Below are 25,903 nucleotides of genomic sequence, written 5' to 3' on the forward strand. Positions count from 1 at the left end.
TTCACCGTCTCCTTCAAGCTCGCGATCCAGATCGATAAGCTCGGCACCGGGGCAAGCTTCCGCCGCAACTCCCGACCAACCTGTTTGCGCGCAAACCAACCGAATGCCCGCATTGTCGGACATATAGCGTAGTCGATCCGCAGGGAAATCCGGCGGCAGAGGCACGTACGCGCCGCCCGCTTTCACAATGCCGAGCACCCCGGTCAACATCGACGGAGAACGCTCGGCCATTAACCCGACCGGTTCTCCCGATCGAAGGCCTATCGCGAGCAAGCGATAGGCAATACGATTCGCGCGCGTTTCCAGCTCGCGATACGTGAGCCGCTCCGCGCCGAATACGGCGGCAACGCAATCCGGCGTCTTCTCCACCTGACGCCGGAACAGCTCCGGCAGCGTCAAGTTCGCTGGGAACGACGTACCCGTGGCGTTAAACGTTTCTACCACTTGCCGGCGATCTTCTTCGGTAAGCAGACTTATACGAGACAACTCGGCTTGCGGCGCTTCCGCGATTCGTTCCAACAACGTGACGAAGCCATTAACCCACCTCCTCATCGTCTCATCGCGGAACAGCCCCGTCGCGTATTGGACGATGAAGGTCACGCCTCCGTCTTCCTCCATGGCGTAAAGACCGACATCGAATTGGGAAGTCCCGAAATCGACCATGAGCGGCTCCACTTTCAGATCGGACGCCGTCAGGTCGGCATGCGCCATGTTCAACATCGAGAACATGGCGTCGAACAACGGATTGCGGCCAAGATCCCGATCCGGCTGCAACCGTTCCACGATTTCCTCGAACGGAGCTTCCTGCCGATCCAGCGTGCTCAGCACTTCTTCCTTGACGTCTGCCAGCAGTTCCTCGAACATCCGTTGTGAATCGAGAGCGATGCGGACAGGCAGCGGATTAACGAACACGCCGACCAGCCGCTCGGCATCGGGATGATTTCTTCCCGCAACCGGCGTGCCCACGATAAGGCTCGTTTGTCCCGACAGCTTGGAAAGCCATAACGCATAAGCGGACATCAGTACCATGAACATCGTCGAATCCGTTCTTTGAGCCAGACGTTTCAAGCCTTCGGTCCGCAACGCGTTCAGATGTACGACCGTCTGAGCCCCATGCGTGCTCTTGACGGCAGGACGGGCGAAATCCGAGGGCAGCTCCAGCTTCGGAACCGGAGTCTCGATATGGTCGACCCACTGATCCAACTGCTTCGCAAGCCTATCGGTTTCAACCTCCGTCCTCTGCCATAAAGCGTAATCCTTGTACTGGATAGGTTGAGCCGGAAGTTCCTGGCCTTCGTACAATGCCATTAAATCGTCCATAAGCACGTTTACCGATACGCCATCGGCAACGATATGATGAATATCGAATGCCAGCACATGCCGATCATCGGCCAACCGGAACAAGCCTACCCGGTACAGCGGCGCGCGGCTTAGGTCAAACGGCCGAACGAAAGCGCGCAACTCCTTCTCGAGCGCCTCGTCGTGGGGAGCTTCGCGTTCTTCCATGACGCACGTTATCTCCCGGAGTATCCTTTGAAATGGCTCCCCCTCCGCCAGTTCGAACGAGGTTCTGAGCGCCTCGTGTCGCTCCGTCAAGCTCGCGAGCGCTTGCTTCAGCCTCGCCCGATTAAGCTTCCCGGTCAACTGAAGCGCCGACGGAATCTGGTATGCGGTACCGTCCGGTTCGAAAAGCTGCAGGAAATACATCCTTCTCTGCGCGGGAGATACCGGATACAGCTCGGCGTACTCCGCAAGCGGGATATCGATAGACGTAATCGACGACGACGTATGCCCGACAGTTTCGCCGACGAGGGAAGCCATCTGCCTAAGCCGCGGATGATCGAATAAATCGACAAGCGTCACGCGAACGCCGAACGACCGAACGAATAGCGACACTAGCGATGCGGCCTGGAGGGAATCTCCGCCGGCATCGAAGAAGTGATCCTCGCGGCCATAGGGTCCGCCTCCGAGCAGTTTATCCCATAATCCCGCGACAGCCGATTCGATTTCCCCGGCCGGAGGAGCGTAAGGTAGAACGCTTCTGTCGGTCGATCCGGCCCCAGGCATCTTTTCTATTTGCATAGCAACAATGCAGGAGGCGTCCGAATAACGCAACGGCAGCAAGTAAGACCGATGCCGCAGCGTTTCTTCGCATTCGTACGGGAGCAACCATTCGCTGCGATCCGCTGTCTCCGCTAGAACGTGCGACAAGAACGCCGACGGGTGCTGCTCCGCCTTCGGCGCTTCAACGGAAGCCGCCGTAAGCTCGCTCGCTTCCTCGGGTTCGTAAGGCTCGCCATCATAGAAGGTCACATGGGAAGGAGCCTCGGATATCTGATTCACGGAGAGTGCGCAGTCGACCTCGTCCCGATGGTCTTCCTCGGCGCCAAGCCAACCGGCCTGCTTTAGAAATTGTTCGAACGGACGATTTTTTGCCGTCCGACGAAATTTGGCTAGTAGTTCCTTGCAGCCCTGAACCGACGCTATACGCTTCAGTCCGGCGCATACGGTATGCTCGACGCCGCGGCCAAGCACCCGGCAACTGAGAAGGAACGAATGAATCTCCAGCGTTTCCTCGCGGACAATACCGGACACATAACCGATTCGTCCGTAATCCCCGAAGCGATCGGCGGCTTCCACGATCCAATGCCACTCCGAAGGCAACGTCAGTCCGCTTCGGATTTCGGCGGCCGATCTTCGAATCCCGTTCAGATTGAACTGATTCGTCCTGGCCGAAAGCTGAGCCGCCCTCTCCGCTTCCTCGGGAGATAACGGTCGAAAACTGACTTTCATGCGGAGTCCGCGCAAGTAGTCCTCCAGCGATTCGCCCGGCAGGACGGCCGCTTCCTTGCGCTGCCGCTCGGCATCGTAGCTGCTTGCCCGTTTACGGTCCTCTTCCGTGACGCGCAGCCGATCCCAAGCCCACACGTGTTGCAAGAAGGCTGTCATCTCCTGTTCCTTGGGCAATCTTAGCGTCAGCACTTCGGGCAAGCGAGACATGACTTCTAGGCATTCGGCCGCGTTGTCGTCGACGAAGATCAAGCTGTCCATCCCCAAGTTCAACTCTTCCGCCAGCTCTCGCAGATTGTCGGACTTTGCCTGCCAATTGATTCTCCATGCGGCGAAATGCTCCTTGCGCAGAAGCATGTCTCCGTTCCGCTCGAATACATCCCACAGATCGGATTCATCGTTCTTGCTGCAGATCGCCAGAAGCATGCCATCGTTCCGCTTGCGAAGCAGTAGTCGCTGCCAAGCCGCGAATGCCTTCGTAACCTGCACGCCCGTCGCTCCGTCTTCGCCGACGATGCCGCGCCAGAGCGTATAGTCGGCATCGACGACGATTACCTTAAACGGGCTTTGCAGCCATCCCACCAATGCCCGTGCCGTTTCCGTGCCGAGAGCAGCGAAATACTCAGACGTATATGGAATTTGTCCTTCTTCGTTCGCTACTTTGTCCTCGATCTCCCAGACCCGATACCGCTCGCCAACCGGCAAGAAGTCCATAGACGCGATATGAACGGCCGCGATCGCAACCCGCGCAGACCAGCGCTCGCGGAATCCCCGCCCCGCCAACTCAGACAAGCCACGCAGCGGTCCGTCCGCGGAGAAAGGCAGCAATCCGATGAAAAAGGCTTCGTTGCCTTCCCTCGCTTCGAGAAGAAGCAACAGCCTTTCCAATTCCGACTCCAAAGCGGACAAGCGGTCTTCCACAGCCGCCACTCCCGGGGAAAGCCAATCTTCGGGACGAATCAACAGCACGGTAGCGCTGGCTTTGTCTGGCGATCCCTGACGCTCTTCCATTACGTATTGAAAAATTTGATTGTAGGGGGCGAACGAGAGGTTCGCCAAGAAGCCGAAGGCTTCCAGCCAGCGGACGATAGAACCCGCAATCGGCTCGGAAGTGAATGTCGAAGCGACCCGGACTTCAATCGGCCGCCCTAGGGCAAGAGTCGGAGAACAGTCATTAAGCGCCCTCCGACGCTTCAGTTCCGGCTCTTCCGCAGGTTCGAACAGCATCAGCGCACCGATCGTACCGTCGTTCCCGTTCGCGGTCCATTCGGCTATTTCGACGAAATGCTCGGCCATACGGGCAATCGTCTTATCCCGAAACAGATTGGAGTCGTATTCGAATACTCCGGTTAATTCGCCCGTTGATCCGGGGAACAAATCCAGCTTTACGTCCAGCGCCGAGGTGAACTTCTCCAACTCATACTCGCGAAAGACGAGATTGCCGGCTTCCAGCCGATCGCTTCCGCTTGCGTGGTTATGAAAGACGAGCATCGTGTCATAGAGCGGATTCCGGGAGCGGTCTCCTCGCGACGCGACCGCTTCGACCATCTCGTCGAAAGGAAACTGTCCGTTCGCGTAGGCGTCCCGAGTGATCCTTTCTACTTGACCGAGCAAGGTTGCCAGGGACATATCGGCGCGAACGTTGACCCGTACGGGAAGAAAATTGATCATGACACCGACCGTTCGCCGGAAGTCGGAGCGGTCTCTGCCGTTCACGAGCGAGCCGACAACGAAATCTTCCTGTCCGGTATAACGCTGCATTAAAACGGCATAGATCGCGTATAGAACGGTGTGCAGCGACACTTGCCGTTCCTTGGCCAGTCGTTGTAACTCCATCGTCAACCCCCGAGGTACCGCGAACCGATAAGTCCGCCCTTCCCCGGCTCGCGTTCTCGGCCGTGCCTCGTCAAGCGGCAGCCGCAATGGCTCTACCGGTCGCCCCAACACGTTGTCCAGCCAATAGGCGCGCTGCGTTTGCCAACTCGGGCCGCCGATCTGCTCCTGCTGCCAAGCGACATAATTCCGATAGTCTCCCGCTTTCGGCGGCAATGACGCGCCCTCGTATAACACCTGCATCTCCTGAAGCAGCAGGGCGAGCGACGAGCCGTCGGCAATCAGATGATGAGAATCCAACATCAGCAAATGACGATCGGCGGAAACGCTCGCCAAACCGACTCTCAACAGCGGCAAGCGGGACAACTCGAACGGACGAACGAACGACGCGGCATATGCAGGCCATTCGTCCTCTCCGCTCAAAATCTCCGCCTCAACGCGCATCACTGCCGCGGGATGTACCCTTTGACGAGGCTCACCTTTGTCCGACCAATCGAACGTCGTGCGCAAGCTTTCATGACGCTCGGCCAGCTTCCGGAACGCTTCTTCCAGCCGAGCGGCTTCCAGCTTTCCTTCCACAACATAAGCCATCGGCATATGATGATGCCTCTCCGCGCCGGGAAGCTGCGCTCCAAGGAAAATACGTAATTGTGCCCTCGACAACGGATAATCGCGTGCCTCCTTCGGCAGTGCCTCACGCGTCTCCGTAATGCTTTCGGACGATAGAAGTCCGCTCAGTTCCAAGCGCGCGGCCAACGCCTGTACGGTCGGATATCCTAGCAAATCGACCACGCTGATCTCGCGACCGATTCGCCTGCCCAAATCTTCGACGATCGTTAAGGCGAGAATCGAATCGCCTCCAAGTTCGTAATAGTGCTCGTTAACGCTTAGGGAGGAGAAGCCCAATCCGCGTCCCCAAGCATCGGCGACCGTATGCTCCATCTCCGTGTAAATGCCGTTGTCCCGTCCCGTCAGGACAACGCCTTTCATTTCCGTATGATCCCGTCCGGTATCCGTGCCTGGAACGATTCCGAACGGATAAGCGTAGATCGAATGCGATGCCCCCGTCTCTTCCACCCAGCAACGCGTCCTGTCGAACCGGTAAGCGGGAATGTGAATTTTCCGGACATCCCGATCGCGATAATATGCTTCCCAATCCCGATTCCCTCCCTTCGCGTATTCCAGACAAATCGCGTCAATCTCTGCAATCGCCGGCCCCGATGACTGTCCGCCAAAGGTACTTGCCGATAAATCGGCTTTACCTAACCATATCCCCGTCTCAAGCCCTTCACCGTCCAGCAACGCCGTGACTTTCTCCCAACGCGCGTTGCCGTTCTCTCCCGCGGCCTTAGCCAGTTCGCTCTTAAGCCGATGCAGCTTGACTCGCAATTCTAGTAGAGATCGAACCGTTAATGCCGCTCTGAATTCGTAATGTCCCCTCCCCGTATTCGCCGTATAACAGAAATTGCTCGCATCCCCCTCGTCGTCCGCCCATCGCTCGGCGTATTCGTGATAACTCGCGGCAATCGCCAGCAGCGCCGTCGGGCTCTTCGCCGACAGCGCCAGCGGCTGCGCCATGCCGTTCCCTGTTCTCGCGGAAGCCGCCGACCGGGGTGCTTCCTCCAGCACGGCATGGGCGTTCGTGCCGCTCATGCCGAACGAACTGACTCCGGCCCGTCGCGGCTCTCCGGCTTCCTCCGGCCATGAACGCAACACGTCGCTAACGTACACCGGACAATCCGCAAATGGGATTTCCCGGTTCGGTTCGCGGAAGTGCAGCATCGGCGGCAGTTGCCGATGGCGAAGAGCCAGCGCCGCCTTGATTAAACCGATAATGCCCGCAGCCGTATCCAAATGCCCATAGTTCGTTTTGATCGAGCCGATCGCGCAAAACTGGCGGCGATCGGTATATCGTCTGAACGCTTGCGTAATTCCTCCGATCTCGATCGGATCGCCAAGCTTCGTTCCGGTTCCGTGCGCTTCGATATATCCGATCGTGGTAGGATCGACCCCGGCATCCTGCCAGGCCTTCACGATTACTTCTTCCTGCGCCCGTCCGTTCGGCGCGGTAATGCCGATTGAAGCGCCGTCCTGATTAATCGCGCTCCCTTTAATCACAGCATAGACGGCGTCCTTGTCGCGAAGTGCCTTGCCAAGCGGCTTAAGCAGCACGGCGGCGGCGCCTTCCCCGCCCCCGGTTCCCGCGGAGCCGTCATCGAACGTACGCGCGCGGAAATCCGGCGATTCGATCCCGATTTTGATCCCGAGATCGACGGGCAGCAAATAGGTTTTGACCCCCCCGACGAGTGCTTGCTCGCACTCCCCCGCCCGAAGCGCCTGTACCGCTAGATGCAGCGCAACTAGCGAGGAAGAGCAGGCCGTATCGACGGTCAGGCTCGGGCCTTTAAAATCTAGTAAATACGAAATCCGGCTAGCCGCTATAGAAGACAGGTTTCCGGGAATCGCAAGGGATAGGGACTCGGGTTCCCGTTCGGCGATTAACCGTTTATAGTCGTGGAACGCGTCTCCGTTGTAACCGAGGTACACGCCCGTCGAACTGCCCGCAAGCTTGCGTCCGCCATAACCTGCGTCCTCGACCGCATTCCAGGCGGTTTCCAGCCATAGACGCTGGTTAGGGCTCATGAGCGCCGCTTCCTTCGGCGACAACCGGAAAAACCGGTAATCGAACCGATCGATCTCGCTAAGATACGCCCCGTCGTAATACGAGATTTGACCGCCCGGGAGCTTTGTGCCGGACAGCAGAGACTCCACGTCCTTCCTGCGCTGTTCGGGGAACGGACCTACGGCGTCATGCCGCCCGATGATTTTGTCCCAGAGGGCGGTGACGTCTTCGACATCCGGAAGCCGGACTGCCATTCCGATAATGGCGATATCGCGATTGGAGGTTTCCTCCACCTCGAACGGCTGATCCTCTACCTCCCCCGATTCCCACCATGCTCTTTCATTCTCCATGCTGCTCTCTCCTTTGCATTCGTTTCCGTCCCCAGTCTATCCCCTGTTTACAAGGCTTCCGCTCTGGCCGATTCCTGCGGGCGGCGAACGACGGATGGAGAAGATTTACTCTTCCATAGGCCGTACAATAGTGCGAGAATGGCGACCGAGCTAACGCCCAGCAAGGCATATTGAATCCCGCCTTCTGGAATTCCGCCGCTATGGCGGATGATGTAATACGCGGAGAACAAGACGAATTCATTGATGATCGTAAGAAAGATAGACTTGAACCAGACGTAGATGAGACCGAAAATGACGGCTCCGGCCGTGCCGTACAGCATCAGCGGAATATCGCCCGAGAAGAACAGAATGCCGTACAGAATGCCCGTAACGATCATCGCCGCCGTTAGCGGCAACGCTCTTTTTAACTCGTTGAAGATCAAGGCCCGGAAGAGGATTTCCTTGTAGACCGAATTAATGACGAAGAAGGAGAAGAACACCCAAGCGTTATGCGCGAGGAAAAAGCCGACGATATTTTCGAAACCGGGCGCGATCTCGATGACTTCGGGGATGCTGAATAGCGTCATCACCCATACGGCCATTGAAACGGCCAACAGCAGATTCAGCGCATGGACCTTGGCGTTAACTTTGCGGAATTGAGCAATGGCGATTAAATCTTTCTTATAGAAACGCTTCAGCACGAAATAGTAGAGCGGCATCGCCAGAATCGCGTTCGAATACAACCCGATAATGCCGTGAGAAGCCAAGCTTGGATATTTCGGCAACACCGCCTGCTCCCAGATGATGACCAATACCTGCAGCAGCGCGTAATAAATACCGACGTATACGGTCAAATTTCCGGCCATGACACCGTACTTTTTCATCTCCGCGGCGCCCTTCCACATCCAGAGCAGAGTACCGACGATGATCAGCAGTCCCACAGTTGCGAGCATGAGCAGCAGCACGTCCGACAGCTTCGCTAACGCGTCCACCCAACCCAGCTTGTCCGCGATCATTATCAAGCAGTTCACTATGGCACCGATGCCGATTGAGCCCCAAATTGAACCCAAACGCATATAGACAAGACAATACAGCACACTCAAAAAAAATGAAGTGACGCTGATCCAGAACGAAGGCTGAAAATAGCTGTATATCAATGAGGTGACCGGCACCGCCATCCAAACGGGCATCCCTTTGCGGAATGCGTTGAAGACGATGCCCCGAAACAGCAATTCCTCGAACGCCACCGCCAGAAAACCAACTCCCAGAATGACGTAGACGAAAGACTCCGACGTACCGAATACGTTGATATATTCCTCGAATTGCGTCGTATTGTTGCGTACCCCGGACAGGTTCATCACCGCGATGAACAGCAGCGCCCCCCCAAAGGCCATCATCGATAGCTTGTACCAATCGTTCATCGATAGCGGGGCGAACTTGGCCGTACGGATAATTCCGGGTATTTTCCCTTTGGATATCCCTTTCTGAAACTTGGATATCAGCAGAAACAACAAGAATGCGATGCCGAACACGGTGCAGAGGAAAATCGGAATGTTACGCTCCATGAATGCGCGGTAATCCGGGAAATTTTGCAATACCAGCGTTTCATGCAATAACGTGACAAGCCAGAATGCGAACAAATAAACAGTGATGTGCGCGATCGAACGCGCGAAGGTTAACCAATTGGCTTTCATATCGCAACCCCTCCATCGTTTGGATTCGGCACTGCAAACAGGTGCTCCGTGCCCGTTTCATTAATTAATGCCGTTAATCTTATCATTCTTTCGGAAGTTGTCGTGCCTTTCGTTTCGAACACGCTGTGGAGCATGTCCCAGCCTTGGCGCAGTTGGTCATCCGAAGGTAATTGTCCACTCTCCCGGCTTGCCGCTACTAAAAGTTCAATTGCGCGATAAGGATCAAGAACCCCTGTCCGGTAAGCCTCGGAATCGAAGCGGTTGTTGCGGGTAGACACGGCGATTCCGAGACAGCGGGGAAGAAAATCGGCGATCTTCGCGCCATCGCGTTGCGCTTTCGCTGTTCCGGGAAGAACGATTTCGACCTCCTTCGCGAACAAACGAGGGTCATCGGAATAATCCGAATCGGTTTCCGGCTGAAACGACTTCCATAATCGGGTCAACACCGATCCGGGACCCAACTCTACGGTTTGCTTTACCCCAAAAGCTTGCATCGTCTCCATGCAAGCGACCCATTGCACGGGACGGGTCATCTGAAGCGTTAGCAGCTCGATCATGGAGGCTGTATCCCCCAAGCCGGCGTGCTGTCTTCCGGTTACGTTGGACAGGACCGGCCAACTCGGAGCCTTATAGTCTATGGATTCCAATATGAACTTCAATTGTGACGCGGCGTCCGTCATACATGGGCTATGAAAAGCTGCACCGACGTTAAGCGGTGAATACTTTGCCGTAAGCCCGTCGATCCGCCGGGCCAATTCGTCCAGCGCCTTCCGATGCCCGGAGACAACCCGTTGATGGGCGGAATTGATGCCCGCGACAACGAGTACAGTGCCCTCGCTCCGAATTTCCTGCAACAGCCGTTCCAGCTGTTCGTCATCCATTCCGCTGATCGCGACCATACCTCCATCGACCGTTCCGGCTGCTGCCTGCATCAATTCCCCCCTATGCCGGACCAGACGGACGGCGTCCGCGAAAGGAATGACGCCGCTGCACGCAAGCGCGGAAAACTCTCCTAAGCTATGCCCCCCACCGACGACAGGCAGCGCTTCTTCCCTCTCCATCCAAACCCGGTAAGCGGCGACGCTGTGGGTCAGAATTGCCGGTTGGGCGTTGGCGGTCGATGTTAGCGCCGCCATGTCGCCATTCAGGCTAAGCCGCAGAACGTCCCAGCCTAGACAGTCCGAGGCTTCCTCGAACGTCTTTCTTGCCGTGACGTGCCGCTCCGTCAGCGCTTTGGCCATGCCAACGTACTGAGAGCCTTGTCCGGGAAACAGCAAACCGACCTTCTTCATTCCCGTTCACTCCTTTCTTTCGAGACCGCCGCGGCGGTCTGCTCCTTAGCCTGGCCTTCGACGGCCATCCGCCGACACCACAACGGAAACGATTGCAGCAGTTCTTTCACTTTGTCCTTGCCGATCTTGCCGGCATCATATTCAGCTTGCAGCGTCTTCTCCTTACCGGGTCCGCTTAACCCTACCGTCAAATCCGCGGCGGACAGCCACTGATCCGGCATGGCGGGTGAAAAGCTTCCGCGAAATAACGGCAAGATCGCCGTCTCCGAGCTTTCTCCTTCCGGCTTGGAAAGCGCGGGATATGGAGGCGCCGGATGCCGCTTCGTTTCACGAATGGACCTCAGCAGCTCCGGGTATCCATTCACCGCGTTCAGATCAACCGAGGCAATTCCCGCGCCGTCGCTTAAGCCGCATAGCAGTAAGTCGAACCGGGGCTGCCGAAACGCTTGCGCGAGCATGACGATCCAGATCCCGATGGCGGCAAACTCCATATCAACTCCCTCAAGCTCGCTGATCCGTTCCAGTTGCTGAACGGTCTGGCTAGTCAGCGGAAGCCTTAGTAAATCTCCCTGTCCCGCATATCGGTCTAGCGGTCTTTCTTGCGCCGGGACCTGAATTAGAACGACAGGTGCATGGACCTGAGCCGTTGTCTCTTCAGCGAGTCTGCCGGCCAGCTTAGATACGGTTGGATAGGCGAACAAGTCGGCAACCGTTAACAAACCGAAATTTTGGGTCTCAAGTTCCTTATGCATGCGGAGCAACAACAGCGAATTGCCGCCAAGATCGAAGAAATTGTCGTCGATTCCGACTTTCTCCCGTTGCAGCAGATTCCCCCACAATTCGGCCAGTCGTTGCTCCATCTCCGTGACCGGCGCGGCGTACGCCACGCCCGTGGCCATTTGCGCTTCCGGCGCCGGAAGTGCCTTTCGGTCCGCCTTTCCGCTCGCCGTCAGCGGCATCCGCTCCAGTTGCGCGAACAGCGCCGGAATCATATAGTCCGGTAATCGCTCCCCGCAATGCCGTCGCAGCTCGCCCGACGTGCAGGCACAGTCCGCCACGATGTACGCAACCAGTCGTTTGCCGCCCAATCCGTCATCCGCCGCTACAACTACAGCTTCAGACACCTCTTCGTACGACAACAGCGTTCGCTCGATTTCGCCCAGCTCGATCCGGCACCCCCGGATTTTCACTTGATCGTCGATTCGGCCCAAGTATTGAATCTGTCCGTCCGCCGTCCAGCGGGCCAAGTCTCCCGTCCGGTACATGCGCGTTCCCGACACGAACGGGTTCGCCACGAACTTCTCCGCCGTCAGCTCCGGCTGGTTCGCATATCCCACCGCCAGCTGTACGCCCGCGATGCATAGCTCTCCGGGCACACCGATCGGCTGTGCCTGATCACCTTCGCCGACGATATAGATCGCCGTATTGTCGATCGGCTTACCGATCGGCACGAAATCCAGTTCGCTGTCCGGCTCGCAGTCGTAAGCCGTTACGTCTACCGTCGCTTCCGTCGGACCATACAGGTTGATCAACTTCGTGTCGGTCAGCCCGGCTTGTCGAAGCAGCCTATAAAACTTATCGACGTGCGCCTTGTGCAGCGCTTCGCCGCTGGCGAACACGTGCCGAAGCGTCTCTAGCTTCATCTTCAGCCGCTCCGGCTTCTCGGCTTGCGCCGCTTCTAGGAACGCTGCCAGCATCGACGGCACGAAATGCATCGTCGTGATTCCGTTCGCTTGAATCGCATCCAGCAGTTGTCCCGGATTTTTCTCTGCGCCCGGCGCAAGAAACGCCACGCTTGACCCCGATAGCATCCACCAAAACAGCTCCCACACCGAAACGTCGAAGCTGTACGGCGTTTTCTGCAAGATGACGTCCCGCTCTCCGAGCGAATACGCTTGTTGCATCCAGTGAATCCGGTTCATGACTGAGCGATGCCGAATCATGACGCCCTTCGGCCTTCCCGTCGAACCGGACGTATAGAGAATATAGGCGTTTTGTTCAGGGGAAACGGCAACGGCAAGCGATTCCGCAATCCCTTCGTCGTCCCCCTCAAGCACGCGCTCCAGATCGATAAGCACGGCACCGGGGCAAGCTTCCACCGCGATGCCCATCCAGCTCGCTTGCGCGCAGATGAAGCGAATGCCCGCATTGTCGGCCATATAGCGCAGTCGATCCGTAGGGAAATCCGGCGGCAGAGGCACGTACGCGCCGCCCGCCTTCATAATGCCGAGCAACCCGGCTAACATCGACGGAGAACGCTCGGCCATTAGCCCAACCGATTCTCCCGACCGAAGGCCTTGCACGATCAGCCGACGGGCAACGCGATTCGAGAGCATTTCCAGTTCGCGGTACGTGATGTGCTCCGTACCGAATACGGCGGCGACGCGATCCGGCGTCTTCTCCGCCTGCTGCCGGAACAACTCCGGCAGCGTCAAGTCCGCCGGGAACGGCGTTTCCGTCGCGTTGAACGTCTCCACGACTTGCCGCCGCTCTTCCAAGGTTTGCATGCTGATCTCGTTCAACGCACGTTCTGGACCGCTTAACACTTGTTCCGCCAAACGAATGAAATGGCGAGCCATCCGATCCACCGTCTCCCGGCGGAATAACGATGTCCGATACTCGAAGTGGCAACGCAATTCGCCGTTCCTCTCAACGACTTCCAGCGTCAAATCGAACTTCGCCGTCGTTCTGCGATTGTCGAGCGGTTCGAAGCGCGTCCGGCTCGTGCCGACCTCGCCGGCTCCCGTGTTCTGAAGGACGAACATCGCGTCGAACAAAGGGTTGCGGCTCATATCTCGGCGCACGCCCAGCTTGTCCACCAACTCCTCGAACGGATAGCGATCGTGGTCCAAAGCGTTGATGACGGTTTCCTTCACGTCCTCCAACATTTCAACGAACGTCCGCGAGTCCTCGATACGGTTGCGCAGAACGACCGTATTGACGAACATTCCGACGAGATCGGCAAGATCGGCATGCGGCCTTCCGGCTACCGGGGAACCGATCCAGATTTCCGTCTGACGGGAATACCGATGCAGCAGAATCGAGAAAAGCCCAAGCAAAGCCATATATAACGTCGTACCGGTTCGCGAGCCTAACTCCTTTAGCTCTCGAGTCAACTCCGCGCCAAGCGAAACGGTAACCGAATCCCCTTCGTAATCCATACGGGCGGGACGCACGTAATCCGTCGGCAAATCAAGCGTCGGGACTGCTCCCGACAGTTGTTCAAGCCAGTAACGCTCTTGCGCACGTCTCTTATCCGATCTGAGCCAATCGGTCTGCCATGCTGCATAATCTTTATATTGAACCGGGAGCTCTTCCAACCGATCTCCCTCATACAGTCGAACGAATTGCTCCGCGAGCACGGCTGTCGACACGCCGTCTGCGATCAGATGATGCATATCCCACAGCAACAAGTGATCATGCGACGATCTGCGTACGAGCTTCACTCGAAACAGCTGCGATTCGCCCAGGTCGAACGGTCTGACGAATTCGCGCAAGCAAACTGCCGGTTCCGCATCGTGTTCGATTTCGTACTCGATTTGCGAGACCGGCTCGCTCCAGATACGTTGCATCGGCGTTCCATCTGCCCATTCGATTGACGTACGAAGCGTTTCGTGACGCTCCGATAGCTTTCTTACGGCAGAGAGCAGCTTCTCCCTGTCCAGCGGTCCGTCAATGCGGATCGCCGTCGGCAAGTGGTAAGCCGTGCTCCGCGCGTCCATCGCCTGCAGCACGAACAAACGGTTTTGCGCCGAGGACAACGGATAGTACGCTTGAACTGCAACCTTCGGAATCCGTTCGTATCGGTCATCGCCTCCCGCCGTAACGGATTGTTCCAACATATGCGCCATCGCTCGTAGAGTTGGATAACGGAAAATATCTTTCATATCCAGACGAAGATGAAATTTCTTATGCAAGCGCGCCACCAACATCGCCGCCTTCAGCGAGTGACCGCCGATGGCGAAGAAATCGTCGTCGATGCCGACTTTGTCCCGTTGCAAGAGCTCCTCCCATACCGCGGCTAGTTGCTGCTCCATCTCCGTGGTCGGCGCGGCGTACGCTACGCCCGTGGCCATTTCCTTTTCCGGCGCCGGCATCGCCTTCCGGTCCGCCTTCCCGCTTGCCGTCAGCGGCATCCGCTCCAACTGCACGAACAGTTCCGGGATCATATAGTCCGGCAGCCTCTCCCCGCAATGCCGGCGCAACTCGCCCGACGTACAGGCACGATCAGCCACGATGTACGCGACTAGGCTTATGCCGCCCATTCCGTCATTCGCCGTTACGACCGCCGCCTCCGACACCGCTTCGTTCGTCAAAAGCGTTCGTTCGATCTCGCCCAACTCGATCCGGTACCCCCGGATTTTCACTTGGTCATCGATTCGGCCCAAGTATTGAATCTGTCCGTCCGCCGTCCAGCGGGCCAAGTCGCCCGTCCGGTACATGCGCGTTCCCGTCTCGAACGGGTTCGCCACGAACTTCTCCGCCGTCAACTCCGGCTGGTTCGCATATCCCACCGCCAGCTGTACGCCCGCGATGCATAGCTCTCCGGGCACCCCGATCGGCTGTGCCTGATCACCTTCGCCGACGATATAGATCGCCGTATTGTCGATCGGCTTGCCGATCGGCACGAAATCCAGTTCGCTGTCCGGCTCGCAGTCGTAAGCCGTTACGTCTACCGTCGCTTCCGTCGGACCATACAGGTTGATCAACTTCGTGTCGGTCAGCCCGGCTTGTCGAAGCAGCCTATACAACTTATCGACGTGCACCTTATGCAGTGCTTCTCCGCTGGCGAATACCAGCCGAAGCGTCCCCAACTTCTCCCTCAGCCGCTCCGGCTTCTCGGCTTGCATCGCTTCCAAGAACGCTGCCAACATCGACGGTACGAAATGCATCGTCGTGATGCGGTTCGCTTGAATCGCTTCCAACAGTTGTCCCGGATCTTTCTCCGCGCCCTGCGCGAGGAATGCCACGCTTGAACCGGACAGCATCCACCAGAACAATTCCCATACGGACACGTCGAAGCTGTACGGCGTTTTCTGCAAGATGACGTCCCGCTCGCCGAGCGGATATGCCTGTTGCATCCAGTGAATCCGGTTGATGACGGAACGGTGACGGATCATAACGCCTTTCGGTCTGCCCGTCGAGCCGGACGTGTACAAAATATAGGCGTTCTGCTCAGGTGAAACGGCCATAGCGGGCGCTTCCGCGATCCCTTCTTCACCGTCTCCTTCAAGCTCGCGATCCAGATCGATAAGCTCGGCCCCCGGGCAAGCTTCCGCCGCAACTCCCATCCAACTCGATTGCGCGCAGACTAGGCGAATGCCCGCATTGTCGGCCATAAAGCGCAGCCGCTCAGCCGGGAAGTCCGGCGGCAGCGGTACGTAAGCGCCTCCTGCCTTCAGAATGCCGAGAACCCCGGCCATCATCGACGCGGAACGCTCGGTCATGATTCCGACCGGCTCTCCGGACCGAAGGTCCTTGGCGAGCAGCCGACACGCAACGCGATTCGAGAGCGTTTCCAGTTCGCGGTATGTGATGCGCTCCGCGCCGAATACGGCGGCGACGCGATCCGGTGTCTTCTCCGCCTGCTGCCGGCACAACTCCGGCAGCGTTAGGTCCGCTGGGAACGGAGTTTCCGTCGCGTTGAACGTCTCCACTACTTCCCGCCGCTCTTCCTCGGTCAGCAGGTTGATCTCGTTCAGCGCACGTTCCGGTCCGCTTAATACTTGTTCCGCCAAACGCATGAAATGACGAGCCATCCGTTCCACCGTCTCGCGGCGGAAAAGCTTGTCATTATACTCCCAAATGCAGGAAAGCGCCCCAGACGACTCCGGGTAGACGTCCAACTTTAAGTCGAGCTTCGCCGTTCCCGTCTCTAGCGGAACCTGTTCGAATCGGCAGCCCGCCGCTTCGAAACGCGCGCTGGCTTCCTTAGATTGGTTATGGTAGACGAGCATCGTGTCGAACAACGGGTTACGGGAACGATCGACGCCCCGGCCCGACAATTCTATTATTTTCTCGTAGGGAACATCCGAATGTTTAAGCGCGTCCCATAGTTTATCGCCTGTATTGCGCCACAGCTCATGAAACTTCAAAGTACCGTCGACAGCCACCCGGACGGGAACGTAATTGTTGAACATACCGACCATGTTCTGCGTCTCGGGATGTGTTCTTCCTGCCAGCAAAATCCCGACGGAGAAGTCTTGAGACCCGCTGAACCGACTTACAATCGCGGAATGAAGAGTCAGTAACAGGGAAGCAACCGTACTATTGTTCTGCTGTAGCCGCTTCTGCCACTTGCGCATCAATTCGGACGGAAGCTCCTTCCTAACCGTTCCGCCACGGAAGCTTCGCTTGTCCGGTCTGACCGCTACGTCCGGCCATTCGAGCGGTGGAGCCGGAAGCTCCAGTTCCTTGAACCAATATGCCTCGCTATCCGGCTTCGCGTGGCTGCTTTTCCGTTCCCATTCGGAGAATGCGGCAAATGGCTTACCTGGAGAAGGTAGCGTCTCTCCGTTCAAGAGGGCGGAGAACTCTTGCATCAGCACGTTCATCCCGATCCCGTCGGAAGCGATGTGGTGAACGTTTAAGAGCAACAAATGCCGGTTCGCCCCGTCCGTCCACATCCCTCCTCTTAGCGGACACGGACGGCCGAGGTCAAAAGGAGCCAGCATCGCCTTGGTATATTCATTGGCGAACGAAGCCGCGTCGGCCAGAAGCTCCGTTTGTACCGGATATACGCTCAGCTCTAAACGAACCGATTCGCCGGGATACACCTGCTGAACGAGCTCATCCTCCTCCCAGTGATAAGAGGTGCGAAGCGTGGCATGTCTCTGAATAAGCTGCACGATCGCGGATTGGACAGCATTCGGGTCTAACGCGCCTTCGATCGATAACGCAATGGGAATATGATAAGCGCACCCGATCTCTTCGGCCTGCTCGACGAAAACCATCCTAATTTGGGCGAACGAGGCCGGATATCGGCCAACTACTGCTCCTTCAGGTTCGGACAATTCCTGCAATGCTTCTGCAATCGCTCCTTGCGCCGTTCCCGCGTTCTGCAGAACTTTATCCAGTAGCAGGCTTGGCGTCGCACAATCGAACAGCTCGCGAATCGACAACTCCGCCCCCCATTCCTGCTGGATGTGCGCCAGCAATCTAGCTGCTTTTAACGAATTCCCTCCCAGCTCCTGATAATGATCTTCCGATCGCACTTCCTTAACTCCTAGAACTTCCCGCCATATCTGTTTTAACTTCGCCATCTCGGGGGAATCTTTTTCCGGCTGCGCAACGGCAGCCACATGGACGGAGTCCCCGCGACTCATCTCTGATAACTCGCGAAGCGTTTCGTCCCACTCTCCCGAGCGTAACCGATCGGACAGCTTGTAGCGTTGGATTTTGCCGCTGGTCGTTCGGGGAATCGTCCGAATCGGCAGCACGACGCCGATGTTGAAGCCGGTTTCCCGAGCCAACTGTCGCTTGACTTTATCAGCGAGTGGTGCGAACTTCTCCAGCTTCCCTCGATGCTGGACGAAGATGACGATCTCCTCTTCTCCCGAATCTGGACGATGGGCGCCGCAGGCGGCCGCTTTGCCGTAACCGATTCCTTCGATCGACTCGACGCGCTTCTCCAAGTCGTGCGGATAAACATTCTGACCCCGGACGAAGATAATGTCCTTATGTCTTCCAGTAATGACCAGCCTGCCCTCGCGCATGAATCCGAGGTCGCCCGTTCGCAGCCATCCTCCTGAAGAGACGGCTTTAAGCGTCAGCTGCGGTGCGTTATAGTACCCGTGCGTGACGTTCAGACCCCGAATGAGAATATGACCCGTTAACCCGTCGGCCAACTCCCCTTCAGCTTCGTCGCGAATGGAGATCTCGCAATCCTCGACCGGGTAACCAACGTCGACGAACACGATTGCGCTCGAATCGCCATGCTCCGCTAGTCGCGCTTCCTCGCCAACGCTAAGCGAACGCGGATCGACCCGGACGGGCACGAGCGGCTCGCCGACGGGCGGAAAAGTGACGGCTAACGTCGCTTCCGCCATTCCGTATACCGGAAACATCGCTTCCGCTCGCAAGCCGCTCGGGGCTAGGGCAGTCACGAATTTGTCGGCCCATTCCGCGGAGATCGGCTCCGCGCCGTTAAAGATCAACCGAATGCAGCTAAGGTCCCATTCCTCGGCTTCCTTGGGCTTGAAGCAGCCGAGAAAATGCTTGTAACCGAAATTGGGAGATGCGATCGAGGTTATCCGATGCTCGTTCGCTTTGGACAGCCATAGCATCGGATCGAGCATGAACTGGGCCGGTTGCATAAGGTATTGCTCCATCCCGGCGTAGATCGGGGCAAGATGGAAACCGATCAGACCCATGTCATGGGTCAACGGCATCCAGCTTAAGGAAGAATCATTCGACGTTGTTCCCGAGCGGGAGACGATGGCATTCATGTTCGACAGCAGATTGCCGTGCGTGAGCATGACGCCTTTCGGCTCTCCGGTCGAACCAGAGGAAAATTGCAGGAAAGCTATATCTTCAGCCGTTGCCCGGTAAGGAGGTTCGTTCGGCCGATCTTCGCCGGACTCCAGCGGCAATCGTTCGAGTTCAAGACAATAGGAGGAGCGGTCCGGCAAATTCGCCCCGATCGTCTCTTCGGCTTCCGCCAATCCTGTCGGGTCCGCCAACAGCCTTGGCTGGTTCAAGGTTCCCCATACCTGCAGCAGCTTGGCCCGATTTTCTTCGCTGCCTCCCGCAGTCACGGGAACAGGAATCCATCCCCCGAGCAAGCAACCCCAGAACGCCACGACGAACGTGCGCGGATCATCGATCCGAATGACCACCTCATCTCTCGCTTGCCATCCTTGAGCGAGCATTCGGGCAGCCAAAGCCAACCCTTCATCGTACAATTGTCGATAGGTCAACCGGGATTCCGATTTCTTATGTATAAACACGATGCCTTTCCCGCTACTCGCCGCGCTTTCCAGCATTTCCGCCAAATGGGTGAACGGCTTCATCGCGCGCCTCCTTCTCTGATTAGATCGATTCGATCAATGGCGAACCCAACAATTCATCTCGTAGCAGCGTATGCAACGCCTGCAGCGATTCGGGGCGGTCTTGCCAATAGAAATGGCCTCCGGGCAGGTTCACGACTCGACAATGCGCCGACGTATGGCGCTTCCAGCCCTCAACCTCCGCGGTCGTCCACTTCTCTTCCTCTCCCGTTATGACCGCGATCTCCCAAGGCAAAGGCTTCTTCTCTTCGTACTCGTACGTTTCCACAAGACGAAAATCCGCCCTTAAGATCGGCATGAACGCATCGCGAAGCGGCTTGCTTGCGAATAGTTCCTCAGAGGTCGCGCCCATCTGCAGAATTCGCTCGGTAAACTCCCCGTCCGGCAAACCGTGGATCGGACTTTCCGGGGCGGGCGTCTCCGGAGCCGGACGCCCGGAGAAAAGGAGCTTAACCGGGGCCGGTAGATTTCGATCCCGTATTAATCTCGCGGTTTCATATAAGATCATCCCGCCCATGGAATGTCCGAATAGCGCATAAGGCGCCCCATCCATCCGCGCTTCCAGCAAACGAAGAACATCCTCGCGAGCTTCCTCCATGCCTTCGTAGAAGCGTTCTCCCGAACGAGTCCCTCGCCCGGCCAATTCGAGCGGAATGCATTCCAATATCGGCGCAAGACACTTCTTCCATCTAAAATATATGGCGGCGGAAGCTCCCGCGTAGGGCAAGCAAAAAAGTTTCATGCGATTTTCCCCATTTCGAGTTTAATCAGCTTATCGGCCAGCCCGAAATAACGGTCGTCATCGGTAATGTCTTAGGAAGCATCATTGCATGCTCGCGTCGTGTATTGGCTAAGATCGCGAATCGTGTAACCCTGTTGGAAATCCTCCGGCGAGATGACCAATCCGCGCTCCTCCATCTCGATCTCTAACTTGACGGCTAGTAAGGAATGACCTCCCAGCTCGAAGAAATTATCGTTGACGCCAACGGTATCGACCTCCAGCAATAACTTCCAGATCTCCACGAGTTCCGCTTCGATATCGTTGGCGGGCGGCTCGTAGGCAACATCGGAGCGCATTTGGGATTGCGGCGCCGGAAGAGCTGCGCGGTCTAACTTGCCGTTGGAGGTCACCGGGATGGCCGACAACCTTACGAAATGAGACGGAATCATGTAAGCCGGCAAATCCGTTGCCAGAAAATCCTTGAGCGAGCGCGCGGAGAGATCTTCCAGCGCCGCGTAATAAGCGCACAACGATTTCTGTCCCGATGCATCCGCGTTGTCTATAACGACGCATTGCGAGATCTCGCGATGACGCAGCAGCTTCGCCTGAATTTCTCCGAGCTCGATTCGATAGCCGCGGATTTTGACCTGATGATCGACGCGTCCGAGAAACTCGATGTTGCCGTCGGGTCCATACATGGCTAAGTCTCCCGTCCGGTACATGCGGGCCGACGGCTCCGAACGGAACGGGTCGGGAATGAATTTCTCGCGGGTCAGCGATTCAATGTGATAGCCGTTCGCCAGACACTCTCCTCCGATGAACAGCTCGCCTCTGGCGCCGACCGGGCAAGGTTTCATGGCACGGTCCAGAATATAATACCTGGCGTTGCGTATGGGCTTGCCGTACGGAATGCTGAGCCAATCGGGATCGGTCTCGCCTACCTCGTAGCAATTCGACCAGATGCACGCTTCCGTCGCACCCCCGAGCGCGGCGATGGCGCATTCGGGGAACAGCTGGCGTAATTGTCCAGGGAGAGACACGGGAATCCAATCTCCGCTCAATAAGAACAAACGAACCCGGCTCTGGTCACCTGCATGCTTCTGGAAGAACGGAATGCTCTGCGCCAGCGCGGCCGGCGCAGAATCCCAGATCGTGATCCCGCTGTCGGCCATGCGCTGCGGCCAAGTCTCCGGCTTGTGAACGTCCTCTTCCGAGATAATATCGATCGCGGCTCCCGCGGACAGCATTCCGAAGACGTCGTATACCGACAGATCGAAACTGAATGACGTTATGAAGAACAGCCGATCCTTATCGTTCACGCCGAAACGATCGTTAACCCAATCGATGATGTTGATGACGGGGCGATGGGAGACGACGACGCCTTTCGGGGTTCCCGTCGATCCGGAAGTAAACAGCACGTAAGCTGTACGCGAAGCATCGTCCGCGAGATCCGGCTCGCGTATGCCGTCTTCCGCGCTCAAATGGGCTCGCGTCATAATCTGCTTGTTGGTCGCCAACTCATCGGTCCCTTGCGTTTCGACAATTTTGGAGATGACGACGTCGTAACGGAAGCGCAATTCGTTCTTGAAGCCCTTCGTGCGCTTGCGAATCTCGACCTTTAATCCGGGGTAACGTTTCTCTAGACCGGAGAAATAATCCTCATGGCAATACAAATGTTGATCCAGATGAATACGCGTCTTGTAGAACGCGCCATGGTTGCGCTTGAATTCCTCAAGCGATGCGCGGAACTCCTCCTTTGCTGCTTCGTCCGGAATATCTGCTACGATTAACGCACCGCCCGGCCGAACGAGACGTATCGCCTCTTTCAGCACGCGGTCCAAATATAGAAAGTCCGGGAAAAACTGAATCGTGCTCGGCAGTAGCACGACATCATACGAATGATCGTCCATGCTCGCAATCTCGTCGGCGAATCCGGTCATCAGCTGGATGTTCGCTTGAAGATTGTTTTCTTCCATACGCTGCCGGTTTCGCTCTTGAGTGATTCGGGATGCATCCAAGCCGGTATATTGGCTGAACTCGTTCGCAAGCTCGAACAGAATAAGTCCCGAGCCGCAGCCGATTTCAAGCGCCGATTTTTCTTCGCCAGCGAATTGCCGGACCAATTCGACGACATTGTCGCGGTATTCGTCCACTTCCGCATCGGTGAAGAACAATCCCGTGTAGGTGCTGACGAAGCCCCCGGCAGATATTCGGTCCGTCGCGATTTCAGCCAAGTCATCGAACATTTTCACCATAGCTTCTCGGTCAAACCGGGAATTGGTCGGATCAACTTCCTCCTCGTCCAGCAGCACGACCTGACGCAATGAATCCGATCTCCATAGCAGATCGGCGATCGGAGCGAACAACTCCTTCTGCGTAACCATGTGGGTGGCTCCCACTTCGTCCAGCACCGTCTGAATACGTCGTTTCGGCCAAGAAGCATCCATCGGGACATAGGCTCCTCCCGCCTTCAGAATACCGATCGCGCCTATGACCGGATCAAACGAACGTCTGCACAGCAGCGCGACCCGAACCTCCGGTCCGACCCCGCTCTTGCGTAGCGCGTTCGCAAGCCGGTTGGAACATTCATCCAACTCACGGTACGTAATCGTTTCGTCCTTGTAGATCGCGGCGATTGCCTCCGGCGAACGGGATGCCTGTTCCGCGAATAACCGATGAAGCGTCTTATCCGCCGGGATTAGCCCATCCGTCGCGTTAAAGCTGCGGACGATCATCTCCCATTCGGACGGGTAGAGGATTTCCAGAGACGACAACGGAGAATCCGGATGGCTCAATAACCCGTCCATCGCGCTCAGCCAGTGGGAAGCAACGGATTGGGCGAATTTACCTGAATAACGCGAGGCGTTGCAACGGAGGCGCAAATCCCATTCGCCTTCGCGTTCATCGAACCAGAACAGAAACTCGGCGTTCGTCTCCTTGAACGAATCAACCGCATGGACTCGGCTGCATCCCATCGCGATCGGAATGACGAAACTTTCGGAGTTGACCGTACCGCCGCCCCAACCTCGTTCTAGAACCAGTTGTGCGAACGGATAGTTCTGATGCTCGGCGATTTCGGCGATTCTCGCTTTGAGCGAATTGAGATGCTGGCGGTAGGTAGCGGTTAAATCCGTCTCGAACGGAACGACGAGAAGACGGTTAATGTTTCCCTCTTCCTGATCGCGGGTGTCTAACACCGGAGTAACGACAAGAGTCTCCGTGGTATGCGCGTACTTCTGGGCAACAATCTGAACGGCGCTAAGCAAGATCAGATATATCGCCAGATCCGAACCTCCTGCAAGGGCTTTGATCTTGCTCGACAAGCTTGCACCGCATTTGGTATGCCATTCTTGGTAATGCGTCCGCTCCGAATCCGTGGGTCTACGGTCTTCGGGAAACCTCGTTAATTCGCGGTCTCCCTCCAGAAGAGCCGACCAGAAGCCTTTTTCCTTATCCAATTTTCCGCTGGCCAATATTTTCTGGATATCCAACGCATCCAAGCTCATTAGGCTTCCTCCTTTAGAATATGAAGGTGTTTCTTACCGCCGCTGCGGGCGTAATCTTCCAACATGCGCTCGATTGCGTTGGACTCTTCTTGCTTTAACGCCGCCAGACGCTCCTTCAACTGCTCCAAGAACCGATTATTAAAGCTCATCAAGTATTTCAACTCCAAGTTGCGCGCCTGTAACGCCGATTGTTCAATCTTCCGCCACTCCTCCTTCGAACGATCCGAAACTTCGTAGAACCCGTTCTCCTCCATATAGGCGATCCGACGGTTCATCATTCTTTTATGCTCCCATAACACATAGAAAGGACGATGATCGACTATCCCCTGTTTGGCGATATGCCGATCAATTTGCAATTGAAGAATGTCGTATACATCCGAGCCCCAGATGGTCTGGTGAGTCCACGTCTCCTCGAAGGCTTCCATCCTTCTTGAGGAGGGCTTAGCGAGCCAGTATTCCTCCAGTTGCTCCATGACCCAGTGCGTCTTGAATTCGTAGAACTTTTTATAATGGCTGTTCAGCTTCAGCATTCGAACGAAGTTCGTCCAATTTATTTCATCTTCCGGTTCAAAGCCGTAGTAGGCCTTCTCCATATCGGCGTAGCTGACTTCGGCTTCCCCATAACGCTGATTCTGGAAGTATCCCGTTATCATAAAAGTACTTCGATCATCGTCATAACCATAGATAAACACGGCATGAGGGTAGGAACGATTCTGATAAGCCGACGTCCCGGGAATGTAAAATTCGTCCACGCACGCCCATACGTAATACCCTTCTTCAATGTTTTCCCGCGCAAAGTTCACGAAACCGCCAGGATATTTCCCGAGCATCTTGCGCGTAATTCTTTGCGAGCCGCCAAGGCACGGTACAAGGTGATGCTCCGCCGTCTGGGTATAATGATCAACTTTGATAGCGTGGCCCCAATCCCATGTGAACAGCTGAACGTAGTTGCTGTACACCCAACGTAGCGCATCGCGATCCGTATGCATGACGGAAAGCGCATAGGTGACATGGGTGTAGGATGTGATGTCGGGAACTGCGATCGGCAAAATTCTACGGACGGCCATCATTCCTTCCTCCTTCGGTTGATTCGTCGTATTGCGCCAGCATCTGTTCGATGGTTTTCGATTCCGCTTCCCTTAAACCGTCAAGCCGTTCGACGATCTGATTCAAGAAGCGATTATCCCGGGTTATTAAATATTTCAACTCCAGGTTAAGGATCGTCTGAGCCTTCGATTCGATATCCTTATATCCGGCCCGTACCGAATCCGAGAACTGGAAATACCCCTTGTCGGTCATATAGGCGAGTCGCTTGTTCATCGTTTTCTTATGCTCGAGCAAGATGAAGAACGGACGGTGATCGACGAACGTCTCCCCTCTCAGCTGTTGGCTCAATTTCTCTTGCAGTCCGTCGATCACGCCGATGCCCCAATAGTAAGGACAATCCTTGCGTTCTTCGAAAACTTCCAATCGGACGTCGGAAGGTTTGGCGCCGCCGTAATCGGAGAGCTGTTCCATGATCCAGTGCGTCTTGAATTCGTAAGCATTGGGACTTCTCTTGAGCAAATGCGTGTTGTTGGCATAGTGTAAGGACGGGACTCGCATTTCCGTGAACGCTTGCTCGACCGAGTCGTACGCGATCGTAGATTGCATATATCGCTGGTTCTCCAAGTAACCGCTAATATGGAACTCGCGGTGCTCGTCGTCGTAGCCATAGATCATGATGGCGTGCTCGAACGATTGATTCCGATAAGACCGCGTCCCCGGGATGTAATACTCGTCCACGAAAGTCCACACGTAGAATTCCCGATCGATGCTGAATCGGACAAAGTCGCTAAAGCTCGGACAATAGTGCAGAATCCAGTCCCTGCTTACGTGCTGGGTGCCGAACAATCCCGGAAAATGGAACAGATCGGCGTTGGGCACAAAATAGCGCATTTCGACCGTCGATCCATGATCCAGCATACAAAGCTGCACGTAATTGCTGAACACCCAGTCGACTCCCTCGGGATCCAACGATAAGACGGACATGGCGTATGAAATATGCGGATAGGAGACGATCTCCGGTACGGCTAACGGAAGAATCCTACTGGCGGCCATGAAGTCT

General features: G+C 56.3%; 8 protein-coding genes. All 8 read right to left on the bottom strand.

From position 1 onward, the window contains the following. The coding region (locus tag L3D05_RS13030) for an HAD-IIIC family phosphatase (protein WP_239616491.1) at positions 1-7,596 on the bottom strand (7,596 nt) is incomplete at its 3' end. Between the two features lie 47 nt (positions 7,597-7,643). Next, complete coding sequence (locus L3D05_RS13035; protein ID WP_239616492.1) at positions 7,644-9,269, bottom strand: type II CAAX endopeptidase family protein; 1,626 nt, start codon at positions 9,267-9,269, stop codon at positions 7,644-7,646. Continuing rightward, positions 9,266-10,561 carry an ACP S-malonyltransferase gene (gene fabD, locus L3D05_RS13040; RefSeq protein WP_239616493.1) on the bottom strand — a complete coding sequence of 432 codons (1,296 nt, stop codon included), beginning with the start codon at positions 10,559-10,561 and terminating at the stop codon, positions 9,266-9,268. The genes L3D05_RS13035 and fabD overlap by 4 nt, the downstream gene beginning before the upstream one ends. After that, positions 10,558-19,572, bottom strand: a complete 9,015-nt coding sequence (locus L3D05_RS13045; RefSeq protein WP_239616494.1) for a non-ribosomal peptide synthetase — start codon at positions 19,570-19,572, stop codon at positions 10,558-10,560. The genes fabD and L3D05_RS13045 overlap by 4 nt, the downstream gene beginning before the upstream one ends. 19 nt (positions 19,573-19,591) lie before the next feature. After that, positions 19,592-20,311 carry a thioesterase II family protein gene (locus tag L3D05_RS13050; RefSeq protein ID WP_239616495.1) on the bottom strand — a complete coding sequence of 240 codons (720 nt, stop codon included), beginning with the start codon at positions 20,309-20,311 and terminating at the stop codon, positions 19,592-19,594. A gap of 71 nt (positions 20,312-20,382) precedes the next feature. Then, the gene (locus L3D05_RS13055) at positions 20,383-23,796 is read right to left on the bottom strand and encodes an AMP-binding protein (protein ID WP_239616496.1); all 3,414 of its coding nucleotides are present in this window, start codon (positions 23,794-23,796) and stop codon (positions 20,383-20,385) included. After that, positions 23,796-24,863 carry a hypothetical protein gene (locus L3D05_RS13060; RefSeq protein ID WP_239616497.1) on the bottom strand — a complete coding sequence of 356 codons (1,068 nt, stop codon included), beginning with the start codon at positions 24,861-24,863 and terminating at the stop codon, positions 23,796-23,798. The genes L3D05_RS13055 and L3D05_RS13060 overlap by 1 nt, the downstream gene beginning before the upstream one ends. Next, positions 24,850-25,896 (bottom strand): hypothetical protein, encoded by a 1,047-nt coding sequence (locus L3D05_RS13065; RefSeq protein WP_239616498.1) that lies wholly within the window; start codon positions 25,894-25,896, stop codon positions 24,850-24,852. The genes L3D05_RS13060 and L3D05_RS13065 overlap by 14 nt, the downstream gene beginning before the upstream one ends. Between the last annotated feature and the right edge of the window lie 7 nt (positions 25,897-25,903).

It is taken from the genome of Cohnella mopanensis (genome assembly GCF_022352055.1).
Lineage (GTDB): Bacteria > Bacillota > Bacilli > Paenibacillales > Paenibacillaceae > Cohnella > Cohnella mopanensis.